A 14,453-nucleotide genomic window follows, 5' to 3' on the forward strand; every position below is an offset into this window, starting at 1 on the left:
TTATTTTGCACTATAATTCTGGCTCAAATTCGATGCCGACATAGCTCAGTTGGCTAGAGCAGCTGATTTGTAATCAGCAGGCCCGGGGTTCAAATCCTCGTGTCGGCACCATTGAATTTTGAATATTAGAAACAGTGTTAGACCAGAATTAGATATTAGAAAATATCACGATGGTGGGATAGTCAAGTGGCCAACGACGGCAGACTGTAAATCTGCTCCCTATGGGTTCAGAGGTTCGACTCCTCTTCCCACCACCACTCAAACACGCGGGTGTAACTCAGTGGCTAGAGTTCCTGCCTTCCAAGCAGGCTGTCGAGGGTTCGAATCCCTTCACCCGCTCCATTGAGATTCTGGAAGCTGAAGTACAATTTCACCTTACTTCATATGACTATATATTATTTTTATATAAATATCTATATAGTAAAATCTAATCACAATTACTAATATAATTTAAAAAGAATCATGCAGTGATTTCTTAAATTAAAACTATAACTATACAGCAAGGTATTATTGCAAGTATAGAACGTGTGAGATACAAGGCGAAAATATAAGGCGTACGAAAGTACTCCGAATATTTTTAACGCAGCAGATTACATGTTATATACTGGCAGATGCTTATGTGGCTCAGTGGTAGAGCACTTCCTTGGTAAGGAAGAGGTCGCGGGTCCGATTCCCGCCATAAGCTCCATCATAGAGTTTTTACAAAGTTTAAGAAATAATTGAATGATTTTTGGGTATAATTCCATTTCAATTCACAAATTAAGGTCGGAGGACACTATGGCAAAAGAAAAGTTTGAACGTAATAAACCGCATGTTAACATCGGTACAATTGGTCACGTTGACCACGGTAAAACAACACTAACGGCAGCAATTACAGCAGTACTTGCAGTTAAAAACGAAGCGGAATTCATGGATTATGATCAAATCGATAATGCTCCAGAAGAGAGAGAGCGTGGTATTACTATCGCTACTTCACACGTAGAGTACGAAACTGATACTCGTCACTATGCACACGTTGACTGTCCAGGTCACGCGGATTATGTTAAGAATATGATTACTGGTGCTGCACAAATGGATGGTGCTATTCTTGTTGTTTCTGCAGCGGATGGCCCAATGCCACAAACTCGTGAGCACATCCTTCTTTCTAAACAAGTTGGTGTACCATACATCGTTGTTTTCATGAACAAAGAAGATATGGTTGATGACGAAGAGTTATTAGAACTAGTTGAGATGGAAATTCGTGAACTTTTAGATATGTATGAATTCCCAGGTGATGATACACCAATCACTGCAGGTTCTGCATTAAAAGCTCTTGAAGAAGCTAAAACTGGTACTTTAGGTGAGTGGTCTGAAAAAATCATCGCACTTATGAATACAGTTGATGAGTATATTCCTGAGCCAGAGCGTGAAACTGATAAAGATTTCTTAATGCCTGTTGAAGACGTGTTCTCAATTTCTGGTCGTGGTACTGTTGTAACAGGACGTATCGAGCGTGGTGTTGTTAAAGTAGGTGACGAAGTTGAAATTGTTGGTATCAAAGATACACAAAAAACTACTGTAACTGGTGTTGAAATGTTCCGTAAAGAGATGGAACAAGGTGAAGCTGGTGACAACTGTGGTATTCTTATCCGTGGTATTGGTAAAGATGAAGTTGAGCGTGGACAAGTTCTTTGTAAGCCAGGTTCAATTACACCGCACACTAAATTTACTGCTGAGATCTATGTACTAAGTAAAGACGAAGGTGGTCGTCATACTCCATTCTTTAATGGTTACCGTCCACAATTCTACGTACGTACAACAGACGTAACAGGTGCAATCACTCTACCAGAAGGTACTGAGATGGTTATGCCAGGTGATAACGTAAGTATTACTGCTGAGTTAATTCACCCAATTGCAATGGAACAAGGTACTAAGTTCGCTATCCGTGAAGGTGGTAGAACAGTTGGTGCTGGTGTTGTTGCTGAGATTCTTGCATAATTAGCCTCTGGCTAATATGCAAAATCCTTTTATAAGGTAAGATAATGAGAGAAGCAATTCACTTAGGTTGTGAGAAATGTACAAGACGTAACTATCACACAACTAAAAATAAAAAGACTCACACTGAGAAATTTTCAGTACGTAAATACTGCAAATGGTGTAAAGAGCACACAGAACACAAAGAGATGAAACTGTAATAACAGTTTTTCTCTTTTTTATTTTAGGCGTATAGCTCCAATGGTAGAGCACCGGATTCCAAATCCGGGTGTTGGGAGTTCGAGTCTCTCTACGCCTGCCACCCATTTATTATTAGTAGAGCTTTCGAGCTTTATTTATAATAAATGACATTTTAAGTATAATGGAAAGAATTCATGGAATTAAGTAAACACATTCGCAATGCAAAACTGGAACTGAGTAAAGTTATCTTTCCTACAAAAGGTCAGGTAAAACAAGCATATATTGCTGTTATTATTGTAGTTTCTGCAGTAGCAGCGTTTTTAGCATTGGTTGATCTTTTAATGTCATCAATTATGTCGGCAATTTTAGGTTAAGGAGAAAGTTATGGCACATCAATGGTACTCGATCCAAACCTACGGCAGTGACAGAGCAGTTAGAGATGCAATCTTTAATATGATTGAAGAGTTTGGGCTTCAAGATCAGATAACAGATGTTATCGTTCCAACTGAAGATGTTATCGAAGTAAAAGACGGTAAGAAAAAAGTAAGTGAGCGTTCACTTTATTCCGGTTATGTATTTGCAAGAATTGACTTAAATACTGAAATCCAGCATATGATCCAATCAATCCCGAAAGTATCTGGATTTATCGGTGAAGCAAATGTTCCGACACCTCTAAGCGAGCATGACATCAATGTTATCTTGGATCGTGTAAATAACCGTGCAGCTCCAAAACCAAAAGTATTTTTTGATAATGGTGAGACTGTTCGTATTATTGACGGACCGTTTGCAAACTTTACGGCAACTGTAGATGAGTATGATCTAGAGCATGGTACTCTCAAACTTAATGTTTCAATTTTCGGAAGAGCTACTCCTGTAGATATCTCTTATACGCAAGTTGAGAAAATCATATAATTTAAATTCATAAAAAGGAAACAAAATGGCAAAAAAAGTCATGGACTATATCAAGCTACAAATTGAAGCTGGTAAAGCTAACCCGGCTCCACCAGTAGGACCAGCACTAGGACAACGTGGTGTTAACATCATGGAATTCTGTAAAGCGTTTAATGAAAAAACAAAAGATAAAATGGGGTATAAAATTCCTGTTGTTATCACTGTTTACAATGACAGAAGTTTTTCATTTGTTACAAAACAACCACCGGCATCTGAACTTTTAATGAAAGCTGCAGGTCTTAAAAAAGGTACGGATAATCCACTTAAAAACAAAGTCGGATCAATCACTCGTGCTCAATTAATGGAAGTTGTTGAAGCAAAAATCGAAGATTTAAACACTGATGACAAAGAAATGGCTGCTAATACATTAGCTGGTTCAGCTCGTTCAATCGGTATTGAAATCAAAGACTAGTTTTAGTCTAAAATCATCGACCACAATGATTTAAAACTTTGTGGCAGAATTATTACGGAGAATTTGTTATGAGCAAAAGATATAAACAATTATTAGAAAAAGTTGATAATACTAAATCTTACAGTATAGAAGAAGCTTCTACAACTGTAAAAGATTTAAAAAGTGCAAAATTTGACGAGACTGTTGAAATTGCTATGAATTTAAATGTTGACCCGCGTCACGCAGACCAAATGGTTCGTGGTGCAGTGGTTCTTCCACACGGAACAGGGAAAACTGTTCGTGTTGCTGTATTTGCTAAAGGTGCAAAAGCTGATGAAGCAAAAGCTGCCGGTGCTGACATTGTTGGTACTGATGATTTAGTTGCACAGATCAAAGAAGGGATCTTTAACTTTGATGTTGTTGTTGCAGCACCAGATTGTATGGGACTTGTTGGTCAAATCGGTCGTATTTTAGGGCCAAAAGGTTTAATGCCTAACCCTAAAACCGGTACAGTTACTCCAGATGTTGCTACTGCTGTTAACAATGTTAAAGGCGGTCAGGTTAACTTTAGAGTTGACAAAAAAGGTAACATCCATGCTGGTATCGGAAAAGCTAGTTTTGATGCTGCTAAGATCAAAGAGAATCTTGAGAGCTTTATTGTTGCAATCAACAAACAAAAACCAGCATCTGCAAAAGGTCGTTATATCAAAAACGCTGCACTTTCATTAACAATGAGTCCAGCTGTTAAACTTGATCTTGTCGAGTTAGCTGATATCAAATAGTATTCATCTCCCTCTAGGGAGTTTGAAACTCTTTATTTTGAGATAGTCGTATCTTAGAGTAAAGATTTTCATTTTGTGGGAATCTGGATTACTTGGACTAAAGATAGATGGGGGCATCTACCGAGTTGGTAGTGAGCTTAATCGTTACCTTTCACCCCTCTTGAAGTTATGTCTGGAAAGGAGAACTATATGCTTAAGTCAAAAAAAGCGGAAGTGATCGCACAATTAACGAACTCTTTCGAAAATACGACAGCAGTTGTTATCTGTGACTACAAAGGTATGACAGTAAGTCAACTTGAAGAGTTACGTAAAGCTGCTCGTGCAAAAGACACAAGTGTTCAGGTTGTTAAAAACTCTTTAGCAACAATCGCACTCAACAATGCAGGTATGAGCGGTGTAGAGATCAAAGATACAAACATTTTTGTTTGGTCTGATGATGTTATCGCCGCTTCTAAAATAGCTGCAGATTTTGCAAAAACAAATGACAAATTTGTTATTAAAGCCGGTTATTTAGATAAAGAACCTGCAGACGTAGCTAAAATCGAAGCATTTGCTAAACTTCCTGGCCGCGAAGAGCTACTTGGTATGCTTGCAGCAACTTGGATGGCTCCAATTACAAACCTTGCAATTGGAATCGATGCTTTACGCAAAAAGAAAGAAGAAGAGGAAGCATAGTCTTCTCTTCTAAATTAGTGGCTTAAATGTCACAAAACAAAAAAATTAAAAAAATTAAGGAGCTATAATATGGCTGTAACTAAAGAAGACGTATTAGAATTTATTTCTGGTTTATCTGTTCTTGAGCTTTCTGAGCTTGTAAAAGAATTCGAAGAAAAATTTGGTGTATCTGCACAACCTGTTGCTGTTGCTGGTGTTGCTGGTGGTGACGCTGGTGCAGCTGCTGCTGAAAAAACTGAGTTTGATGTAGTACTTACTGACGCTGGTGCTAAGAAAATCGGTGTTATTAAAGCTGTTCGTGCGCTTACTGGTCTTGGACTTAAAGAAGCAAAAGAAGCATGTGAAGCATTACCATCTACTATCAAAGAAGGTGTAGATAAAGAAGCTGCTGAAGAAGCAAAAGCTGCTCTAGAAGAAGCTGGTGCTACAGTAGAAGTTAAGTAAGTTTTACTTAACAGATTTGAGGGCTTTTGCCCCTCATTTTTTGGGCGCTTTAGCGAAGAGATAGAAGTCTCTTCGCTAAAGTGCCCTTATGTCGTTTATAAGCACTGTAAAAAATCTCTTGATTTGCAAGAGTACTTAAATCTATCTAGAGACGTCTAGATACGATCTGCTTGAAAAAAGTTCAAGCTCCTAATTAACAACTTATCGAGGTAGCCTATGTTAAACACTTTATATTCCGGAAACCGTCTTCGTGTAGACTTCTCTAAAACTCCTCAAGAAATTGAAGTACCAAATTTACTCCAACTCCAACAAAACTCATATGAAACATTTTTAATGTTAGACAAAAAAGAGAGAGCTGCAAGTGGAATTGAAAAAGTATTTCAATCAGTATTTCCTATTCATGATGCACAAAACAGACTTACTGTTGAGTACATCGGTTCAGAAGTAACGAACCCTAAATATACTGTTCGCGAGTGTATGGAGAGAGGTCTTACATATGCTGTAAGCCTTAGAATGAAAACACGTCTTGTACTTTGGGACAGAGACGAAAACACTAAAGAAAAACTTGGTGTAAAAGATATCAAAGAACAGTCAATCTTTGTTCGTGATATTCCACTTATGACAGATAGAACTTCTTTTATCATCAATGGTGTAGAGCGTGTCGTTGTAAATCAGCTTCACCGTTCACCTGGTGTAATTTTTAAAGAAGAAGAATCAACTACAGCAGGGAATAAACTTATCTATACTGGTCAAATCATCCCTGACCGCGGTTCATGGTTGTATTTTGAATATGATCCAAAAGATATTTTGTATATGAGAATCAACAAACGCCGTAAAGTGCCTGTAACGATTATGTTCCGTGCTTTAGGGTATTCTAAACAAGATATTTTGAAACTCTTCTACCCGATTCAGACAATCAAAATCGAAGAGAACCAATTTATAATGGATTTCAATCCAAAAGATTATGCAGCACGCTTGACATATGATCTTTTAGATAAAGATGGGAAAGTTCTTGTTGCTTCGAGTAAAAGACTTTCTGCGAAAAAAGCACAGAAATTCATTGATGACGGACTTACAGAAGTACAGTATCCGTTAGAAGTATTACTTGACCGTTATCTTGCAGAACCGATTATTGATCCGGAAACTGGTGAAGTGCTTTTTGACACAATGACACATATCGATGAGTCTAAACTTAAAAAGATGACTGAAATCGGTGTAACTGAGTTTAAAATTGCCAATGACCTCGCTGAAGGTGTTGACAGTTCAATTATCAATGCATTCAACGCGGATGCAGATTCACTGAAACTTCTAAAGCAGACTGAAGAGATTGAGGATGAAAATGATTTAGCAGCGATTCGTATCTACAAAGTTATGCGTCCTGGTGAACCGGTAACAAAAGAGGCAGCGAAGATTTTTGTAAATCAACTCTTCTTTGACCCGGAAAGATATGACCTCACGCAAGTCGGTCGTATGAAAATGAACCACAAACTTGGTCTAAATGTTCCAGAGTATGTAACAGTACTGACACATGAAGATATTATCGAGTCTGTAAAATATGTTATCAAAGTTAAAAATGGACAAGGTCACATCGATGACAGAGATCACTTAGGTAACAGACGTATCCGTTCAATCGGTGAGCTTTTAGGTAATGAGTTACATAATGGTCTTATTAAAATGCAAAAAGCGATTCGTGACAAACTCTCTACTATGAGTGGTCCGATGAATGAGCTTATGCCGCATGACCTTATCAACTCAAAAATGATTACGTCAACTATTATGGAATTCTTTTCCGGCGGACAGCTTTCTCAGTTTATGGATCAAACGAATCCACTCTCTGAAGTAACACACAAACGTCGTCTTTCAGCACTTGGTGAGGGCGGTCTTGTAAAAGAGCGTGCCGGTTTTGAAGTGCGTGATGTTCACCCGACTCACTACGGAAGAATTTGTCCGATTGAGACGCCTGAGGGACAAAATATTGGTCTTATCAATACTTTGGCGATGTATGCTAAAGTAAACGAACATGGTTTTATTGAAGCACCGTATAAAGTAATGAAAGATGGAAAAGTAACGCATGAAATTGTTTACCTCACTGCAACGCAGGAAGAGGGTAAAATGATCGCTGCAGCTTCCAATAAGATCGATGAGAACGGTCAGTTCGTTGAAGATCTTATTGCTGTTCGTCAAGATGGTGAGATTTTACTTCGTAAGCCTGAAGATTGTGAATATGCAGACCTTTCATCTCAGATGGTTGTCGGTGTTGCCGCTTCACTTATTCCATTCTTGGAACATGATGATGCCAACCGTGCACTCATGGGTTCAAACATGCAGCGTCAAGCAGTTCCTCTTTTACGTGCAAATGCACCTATGGTCGGAACGGGTGTTGAGAAACTTGTTGCTCGTGATGCATGGGAATGTGTCAAAGCGAAACGTGCAGGTAAAATCGAGAAAGTAGATGGGAAACATATCTATGTAATGGGTGAGGAAGATGGTGAGATATTCATTGACTACTATCCATTACAAAAGAATTTAAGAACAAACCAAAACACTTGTTTCACACAAAAACCTATTGTAAATGTTGGTGACGTTGTCGCAAAAGGACAGATCATTGCCGACGGTCCAAATATGGACAAAGGTGAGCTTGCTCTTGGTGTTAATGCGATGGTTGCATTTATGCCTTGGAACGGTTATAACTTTGAGGATGCGATTGTTATCTCTGAAAGACTTATCCGTCAGGATGCCTTTACTTCTGTACATATCTATGAAAAAGAAGTGGAAGCACGTGAGCTTAAACACGGGGTAGAAGAGATTACTCGTGATATTCCAAATGTTCGTGATGATGAACTGGCACATTTAGATGAATCAGGGATTGTAAAAATCGGGACAAGTGTAAAAGGCGGAATGATTCTTGTTGGTAAAGTTTCTCCAAAAGGTGAAGTGAAACCTACTCCGGAAGAACGTCTTTTACGTGCAATTTTTGGTGAAAAAGCCGGTCATGTTGTCAATAAATCACTCTACTGCCCGCCATCAATGGAAGGTGTAGTTGTAGATATTAAAGTCTTCACAAAAAAAGGATATGACAAAGATCCTCGTGCACTTGAACTTGAAAAAGAAGAGCGTGACTATCTAGAGCGTGAACACTATGACAGACTTATCATGATCGATAAAGAAGAGATGCTTCGAGTAACGAAACTCCTTACTCGTGAGCCGCTTCAAGCTGATATTAAAATCGGTGATACTGAGTACAAAGCTGGAGACGTGATCAACGGCGATGACCTCAAAGAAGTAAACCGTTTTGCTATGAACGCTATTGTTAAGTCATTCTCTGAAGAGATTCAAGACGAATACAATAAGACGAAAAACCATTTCCAAAAACAAAAAAGACTTTTCCGTGATGAGCACGAAGAGAAACTTTCTATATTGGAAAAAGATGACATTCTTCCAAACGGTGTTGTAAAATATGTAAAAGTTTACATCGCTACAAAACGTCATCTTAAAGTTGGTGATAAAATGGCAGGTCGCCACGGAAATAAAGGTATCGTTTCTAATATCGTTCCTGAAGTTGATATGCCGTATATGGAAGATGGACGCAGTGTTGATGTATGTCTCAATCCACTTGGTGTACCTTCTCGTATGAATATCGGACAGATCTTGGAGATGCACCTTGGTATGGCCGGACGTGAGCTTGGTAATCAGATTCAAGAGGAATTTGATAAGAAACAGGCTGATTTCATTAAGAATCTAAGAGAAAAAATGACGACTATCGCTGATACTGCAGGCCTTATGCATGCAAGTAAAGTGATCGGTGAGATGGATGATGAAGAATTCTTGAAACATGCTCGTGACTGGGCAAAAGGTGTTAAATTCGCTACACCTATCTTCGAAGGTGTTAATGCAGATGAATTTGAGAAACTCTATGAACTTGCAAAAATGGCTGAAGATGGTAAAGTAGTTCTTTATGACGGTAAAACCGGTGAGAAGATGAAAGAGCGTGTTAACGTTGGTTACATGTATATCTTGAAATTGCATCACTTGGTTGATGAAAAAATTCACGCGCGTTCAACTGGACCTTACTCACTTGTTACACAACAACCGGTTGGTGGTAAAGCACTCTTTGGTGGTCAGAGATTTGGTGAGATGGAAGTTTGGGCACTTGAAGCATATGGTGCATCAGCTGTTCTTAAAGAGATGCTTACTATTAAATCAGATGATGTTGATGGACGTGTACGTGCATATAAAGCACTTACCCGCGGTGAATTAGTACCGGCATCCGGAATTCCGGAAACACTGTTTGTATTGACAAAAGAGCTTCAAGCATTAGCACTTGATGTAGAGATTATGGACGAGGTAGAAGACGATGAGTAGATTAGTACCAGTAGAAGTAACTGAAGATAGCAGACCAAAAGATATTAAACAGCTGCAGTTTCGCTTAGCAGCACCGGAAAAGGTGCTTTCTTGGAGTCACGGTGAAGTAAAAAAACCCGAAACGATCAACTACCGTACGCTTAAACCTGAGCGTGATGGACTTTTTTGTGCAAAGATTTTTGGACCTGTAAGAGATTACGAATGTCTTTGTGGTAAATATAAAAAGATGCGTTACAAAGGTGTTGTATGTGAAAAATGTGGAGTTGAAGTAACATCTACAAAAGTTCGCCGTACACGTATGGGGCATATTGAGCTTGTAACACCTGTTGCACATATTTGGTATGTAAGTTCACTTCCTTCAAGAATTGGTACACTTCTTGGTATCAAAATGAAAGACCTAGAACGTGTACTCTATTATGAAGCATATATTGTTGAAGAGGGTGGTGAAGCGTATTACGATGCTGAAGCAAAAACACCTGTTCTAAAATACGATGTACTCAATGAAGAGCAATACAGAACACTTGTTCAAAGATTCGGTGAACTTGGATTTAAAGCACGTATGGGTGGTGAAGTTATTCGTGACCTGCTTGATTCTATTGATCTTGTTGACCTGTTTACAAACCTTAAAGAGGCTATCGGTGAGACAAAAAGTGAAGCGAAGAAAAAGACTATTAACAAGCGTTTAAAAGTCATCGAGTCATTTTTAAACAGTGGAAATAATCCTGCATGGATGATGCTTACTGTTTTACCGGTACTTCCACCTGATTTACGTCCGCTTGTATCTCTTGACGGTGGTAAATTCGCTGTTTCTGATGTCAATGACCTCTATCGTCGTGTTATCAACCGTAATCAACGTCTTAAACGTCTTGTAGAACTTGAAGCTCCTGAAATTATTGTAAGAAATGAAAAACGTATGCTTCAGGAATCTGTTGATGCACTTTTTGACAATGGTCGTCGTGCAAATGCAGTAAAAGGTGCGAACAAACGTCCACTGAAATCTCTTTCTGAGATCATTAAAGGAAAACAGGGACGTTTCCGTCAAAACCTTCTCGGTAAACGTGTTGACTTTTCCGGACGTTCTGTTATCGTTGTCGGACCGAGTTTAAGAATGGATGAGTGTGGTCTTCCTAAGAAGATGGCATTGGAGCTGTTCAAACCGCATTTGATAGCTAAACTTGAAGAAAAAGGGTACGCTACAACGGTTAAAGCTGCGAAGAAAATGATCGAAGACAAAACAAACGAAGTTTGGGAATGTCTTGCGGAAATCGTTGACGGATATCCTATTATGCTTAACCGTGCGCCGACACTTCACAAGCTTTCTATTCAAGCGTTTCACCCGAAACTTATTGAAGGAAAAGCTATTCAGCTTCACCCGCTTGTTTGTGCGGCCTTCAATGCCGACTTCGATGGGGATCAGATGGCTGTTCACGTACCTTTGAGTTCAGCTGCGATCGCTGAGGCAAAAGTATTGATGCTTGCGTCTATGAATATCCTGCTTCCGGCATCTGGTAAAGCAATAGCGACGCCTTCACAGGATATGGTCCTTGGTATCTACTATATCTCTTTAGAGAAAAATGGTGTCAAAGGTTCAAACAAACTTTTTGCAAATGTAGATGAGATCCGTATTGCTTTAGAACATGATGCATTAGATATCCATGCAAAAGTGAGAACACGTGTTGATGGACGTATTATTCATACAACAGCAGGGCGTCTATTGATCAAAGCTATTCTTCCTGATTTTGTTCCTGCTGAACTTTGGAACAGAGTTATGAAGAAAAAAGCGATCAATGAGGTTGTTGACTATGTTCAAAAACATGGTGGTATTGGTGTTACTGCATCATTCCTTGACAGATTGAAAGATTTGGGTTTCAAACATGCAACTGAAGCAGGTGTATCTATCTCTGCAGATGATATTCGTGTACCTGATATGAAACCGGCAAAAATTGCTGAAAGTAAAGCAAGAGTAATTGAAATTCAAAAACAGTTTGAAGCCGGTCTTTTAACTGAGCAGGAACGTTACAATAAGATTATTGATGTATGGACAGATACAAACAACACGCTTGCATCAGAGATGATGACACTTGTTGAAACTGATAAAGACGGATTTAACTCTATTCATATGATGGCTGATTCTGGAGCTCGTGGTTCTGCTGCGCAAATCCGTCAGCTTGCAGGTATGAGGGGTCTTATGGCGAAACCTTCAGGAGATATCATCGAAACACCGATTATCTCGAACTTTAAAGAGGGTCTAAACGTTATTGAATACTTTATTTCAACACACGGTGCCCGTAAAGGTCTTGCCGATACGGCGCTTAAAACTGCGAATGCGGGTTACCTTACTCGTAAGCTTGTTGACGTTGCACAAAATGTTAAAATTGTTGAGCATGATTGTCATACACACGAAGGTATTGAGATTTCAGACATATCTGATCAAAATACATTGATCGAATCACTTGAAGACAGACTGAACGGCCGTGTTCTTGCAGATGATGTTATTGACCCTATATCAAACGAGATTCTTTATGCCGAGGGAACACTTCTTGATGAAGTTTCTGCAAAAGTTATTGCTGAGGCTGGAATCAAAACGGCACATATCAGAACACCGACAACATGTAAAAGTGAAGACGGTATCTGTGCACTCTGTTACGGTGTTAACCTTGCTACAGGACATATTGTACGTCCAGGTGAAGCTGTTGGTATTATTGCTGCACAGTCAATCGGTGAGCCGGGTACACAGTTGACACTTCGTACATTCCACGTTGGGGGAACTGCGAGTTCAACTGCACAAGAACGCCAGGTAATTGCTGAAAAAGAAGGTTTTATCCGTTATTACAATCTTAAAACATATAAGAACAAAGAGGGTAAAAATATTGTTGCAAATCGTCGTAATGCCGGTGTTTTACTTGTTGAGCCTAAAATTAAAGCTCCGTTTGCAGGTACAGTTGAGATACAGACTATTCATGATGAAGTAATCATCAGTGTTACCGGAAAAGATGATACAGTAAAATATGTTCTTCGTAAAAATGAAATTGCGAAGCCGAATGAACTTGCCGGTGTCAGCGGACAGATAGAAGGAAAATACTATTTCCCTCATGCAAATGGTGAAAAAGTTGAAGCATTTGATTCTATTGTTGAAACAATCAAAGATGGCTGGAATGTGCCTTCACGTATTCCATATGCATCTGAGCTTTTAGTTGACAATGGTGCCCCTGTAACACAAAAGACATATGCCAAAGAAGAAGGGACTGTAAAATATTTCCTCCTTAGAGGCGATTATTTAGAGAGATTTGAAGGATTGAAATCCGGATATGAAGTTGTTGAAAAAGGACTTTTTGCAGCAATAATTGACTCTAATAACCGTGAAGCGGTGCGTCACTATATTGCACGTGGTTCTGTTATTGTGACAGATGATGATGAAGCAGTAGATGCGCAGACATTGATTGCAAAACCGGCAACTGATGAATCTGTTGTCATTGCTGAATGGGATCCGTATTCAAATCCTATTATCTCCGAAGCAAACGGTGTTGTTAAGTTTGAAGATATTATTGTTGGAACGACTGCATCTGAGCAATTGGATGAATTGACCGGTAAAACACGTCTGATGATCAATGATCATATTTCATCTGAGTATAAACCGACAATCGTTCTTGCAACACAAGACGGTGAGTTGTTGCGTTATGCGGTAGAACCTAAGTCATCTATTTTCGTTCAAGATGGTGCAGAGGTGAAAATTGCTGATATTTTGGCAAAAACACCAAAAGCGTTACAAAAATCATCAGATATTACCGGTGGTCTTCCACGTGTATCTGAACTTTTCGAAGGTCGTCGTCCAAAAGCGACAGCATTGATCTCAGAGATTGATGGTGTAGTAAGCTTTGGTAAACCGTTACGTGGTAAAGTGAGAATCATTGTAAGCAACGCTGACAATGGCATCATAAAAGAGTATTTTGTTGACAAATCTCATGAACCGGTAGTAAATGCCGGTGACTTTGTTCACGCAGGGGAAAGATTGACTACAGGTATTGTGTCGTCTCATGAACTTTTACGTATCATGGGTGTGAAGGCACTTTATAACTACCTTGTATCTGAAGTACAACAAGTGTACCGTTCTCAAGGGGTTAATATTGCCGATAAGCACATCGAAGTTATCTTTACTCAGATGTTACGTCAAGTGAAAATTGTTAAATCGGGTGATACGAAATTTATCGAAGGTGACCTTGTTTCTAAAACAAAATTTGCTCAGGAAAATGAGAAAATCATGCGTTTAGGCGGTCGTCCGGCAATTGCTGAACCATTCTTGGTCGGTATTACACGTGCGGCAGTATCAGCTGACAGTATCATCTCAGCTGCATCATTCCAAGATACTACAAAAGTATTGACAGAAGCGGCAGTATCAGCAAAAGTTGATAACTTAGAGAACTTAAAAGAGAATGTAATTATTGGTAGAACTATTCCTGTTGGAACTGGTATCTATAAAGATAAAGATGTTCTTTTTGAGAAAGAGGAAGAGTAGACTTCTTTTTCTTTCATAGAGTGAAGCAGAAATGCTTTGCTCAACACTTCTTCACAAACACTATCCATTTCTTTAATTTCTTCTTAAAATAAGCTTACTTTAAATAGAATTTTTGTATTATTCCGTGTCTATAATTCTCTAAAATTTATAATGAATTTTGGGAATTAAATTCTACTGGAAA

10 protein-coding genes and 5 tRNA genes are annotated in these 14,453 nt (G+C 38.9%); all 15 read left to right on the forward strand.

Going from position 1 to position 14,453, the window contains the following annotated elements:
* Nucleotides 1-34 precede the first annotated feature (34 nt).
* The 15 genes from FM071_RS01250 (at nt 35) to rpoC (ending at nt 14,272) form a co-directional block, all read left to right on the forward strand.
* A tRNA-Thr gene (locus tag FM071_RS01250) sits at nt 35-111 on the forward strand.
* A gap of 61 nt (nt 112-172) precedes the next feature.
* A tRNA-Tyr gene (locus tag FM071_RS01255) sits at nt 173-257 on the forward strand.
* Between the two features lie 9 nt (nt 258-266).
* Nucleotides 267-342: transfer RNA gene (locus tag FM071_RS01260), tRNA-Gly, on the forward strand.
* 271 nt (nt 343-613) lie between these two features.
* Nucleotides 614-688 (forward strand) — tRNA-Thr (locus FM071_RS01265).
* A gap of 89 nt (nt 689-777) precedes the next feature.
* Complete coding sequence (gene tuf / locus FM071_RS01270; protein ID WP_193111245.1) at nt 778-1,977, forward strand: elongation factor Tu; 1,200 nt, start codon at nt 778-780, stop codon at nt 1,975-1,977.
* A gap of 44 nt (nt 1,978-2,021) precedes the next feature.
* A complete protein-coding gene (rpmG, locus tag FM071_RS01275) occupies nt 2,022-2,174 on the forward strand; it encodes a 50S ribosomal protein L33 (protein WP_193111246.1) in 153 nt (50 codons plus the stop codon).
* 25 nt (nt 2,175-2,199) lie between these two features.
* Nucleotides 2,200-2,275 (forward strand) — tRNA-Trp (locus tag FM071_RS01280).
* Nucleotides 2,276-2,348: 73 nt separating this feature from the next.
* Nucleotides 2,349-2,528 carry a preprotein translocase subunit SecE gene (secE, locus tag FM071_RS01285; protein WP_152183701.1) on the forward strand — a complete coding sequence of 60 codons (180 nt, stop codon included), beginning with the start codon at nt 2,349-2,351 and terminating at the stop codon, nt 2,526-2,528.
* A gap of 10 nt (nt 2,529-2,538) precedes the next feature.
* A complete protein-coding gene (gene nusG, locus FM071_RS01290; RefSeq protein ID WP_193111247.1) occupies nt 2,539-3,066 on the forward strand; it encodes a transcription termination/antitermination protein NusG in 528 nt (175 codons plus the stop codon).
* 25 nt (nt 3,067-3,091) lie between these two features.
* Entirely contained in the window at nt 3,092-3,517 is a 426-nt protein-coding gene (gene rplK, locus FM071_RS01295; RefSeq protein ID WP_193111248.1) for a 50S ribosomal protein L11, read from the forward strand.
* 68 nt (nt 3,518-3,585) lie between these two features.
* Nucleotides 3,586-4,278 (forward strand): 50S ribosomal protein L1, encoded by a 693-nt coding sequence (rplA, locus tag FM071_RS01300; protein WP_193111249.1) that lies wholly within the window; start codon nt 3,586-3,588, stop codon nt 4,276-4,278.
* Nucleotides 4,279-4,467: 189 nt separating this feature from the next.
* Nucleotides 4,468-4,953 carry a 50S ribosomal protein L10 gene (gene rplJ, locus FM071_RS01305; protein ID WP_193111250.1) on the forward strand — a complete coding sequence of 162 codons (486 nt, stop codon included), beginning with the start codon at nt 4,468-4,470 and terminating at the stop codon, nt 4,951-4,953.
* A gap of 69 nt (nt 4,954-5,022) precedes the next feature.
* Nucleotides 5,023-5,397, forward strand: a complete 375-nt coding sequence (gene rplL / locus FM071_RS01310; protein WP_193111251.1) for a 50S ribosomal protein L7/L12 — start codon at nt 5,023-5,025, stop codon at nt 5,395-5,397.
* A gap of 216 nt (nt 5,398-5,613) precedes the next feature.
* Nucleotides 5,614-9,759, forward strand: a complete 4,146-nt coding sequence (rpoB, locus tag FM071_RS01315; RefSeq protein WP_193111252.1) for a DNA-directed RNA polymerase subunit beta — start codon at nt 5,614-5,616, stop codon at nt 9,757-9,759.
* Complete coding sequence (gene rpoC / locus FM071_RS01320) at nt 9,752-14,272, forward strand: DNA-directed RNA polymerase subunit beta' (protein WP_193111253.1); 4,521 nt, start codon at nt 9,752-9,754, stop codon at nt 14,270-14,272. Before rpoB ends, rpoC begins: the two co-directional genes overlap by 8 nt.
* Nucleotides 14,273-14,453 lie beyond the last annotated feature (181 nt).

This window comes from Sulfurimonas paralvinellae (genome assembly GCF_014905135.1).
Classification (GTDB): Bacteria; Campylobacterota; Campylobacteria; order Campylobacterales; family Sulfurimonadaceae; genus Sulfurimonas; species Sulfurimonas paralvinellae.

Excerpts from the sequence above, each read along its gene's own strand:
- rplL (WP_193111251.1), top strand. The coding sequence starts at position 5,023 with ATGGCTGTAACTAAAGAAGACGTATTAGAATTTATTTCTGGTTTATCT.
- rplK (WP_193111248.1), top strand. The coding sequence starts at position 3,092 with ATGGCAAAAAAAGTCATGGACTATATCAAGCTACAAATTGAAGCTGGT.
- tuf (WP_193111245.1), top strand. The coding sequence starts at position 778 with ATGGCAAAAGAAAAGTTTGAACGTAATAAACCGCATGTTAACATCGGT.
- secE (WP_152183701.1), top strand. The coding sequence starts at position 2,349 with ATGGAATTAAGTAAACACATTCGCAATGCAAAACTGGAACTGAGTAAA.
- rplJ (WP_193111250.1), top strand. The coding sequence starts at position 4,468 with ATGCTTAAGTCAAAAAAAGCGGAAGTGATCGCACAATTAACGAACTCT.
- rpoC (WP_193111253.1), top strand. The coding sequence starts at position 9,752 with ATGAGTAGATTAGTACCAGTAGAAGTAACTGAAGATAGCAGACCAAAA.
- rplA (WP_193111249.1), top strand. The coding sequence starts at position 3,586 with ATGAGCAAAAGATATAAACAATTATTAGAAAAAGTTGATAATACTAAA.
- nusG (WP_193111247.1), top strand. The coding sequence starts at position 2,539 with ATGGCACATCAATGGTACTCGATCCAAACCTACGGCAGTGACAGAGCA.
- rpmG (WP_193111246.1), top strand. The coding sequence starts at position 2,022 with ATGAGAGAAGCAATTCACTTAGGTTGTGAGAAATGTACAAGACGTAAC.
- rpoB (WP_193111252.1), top strand. The coding sequence starts at position 5,614 with ATGTTAAACACTTTATATTCCGGAAACCGTCTTCGTGTAGACTTCTCT.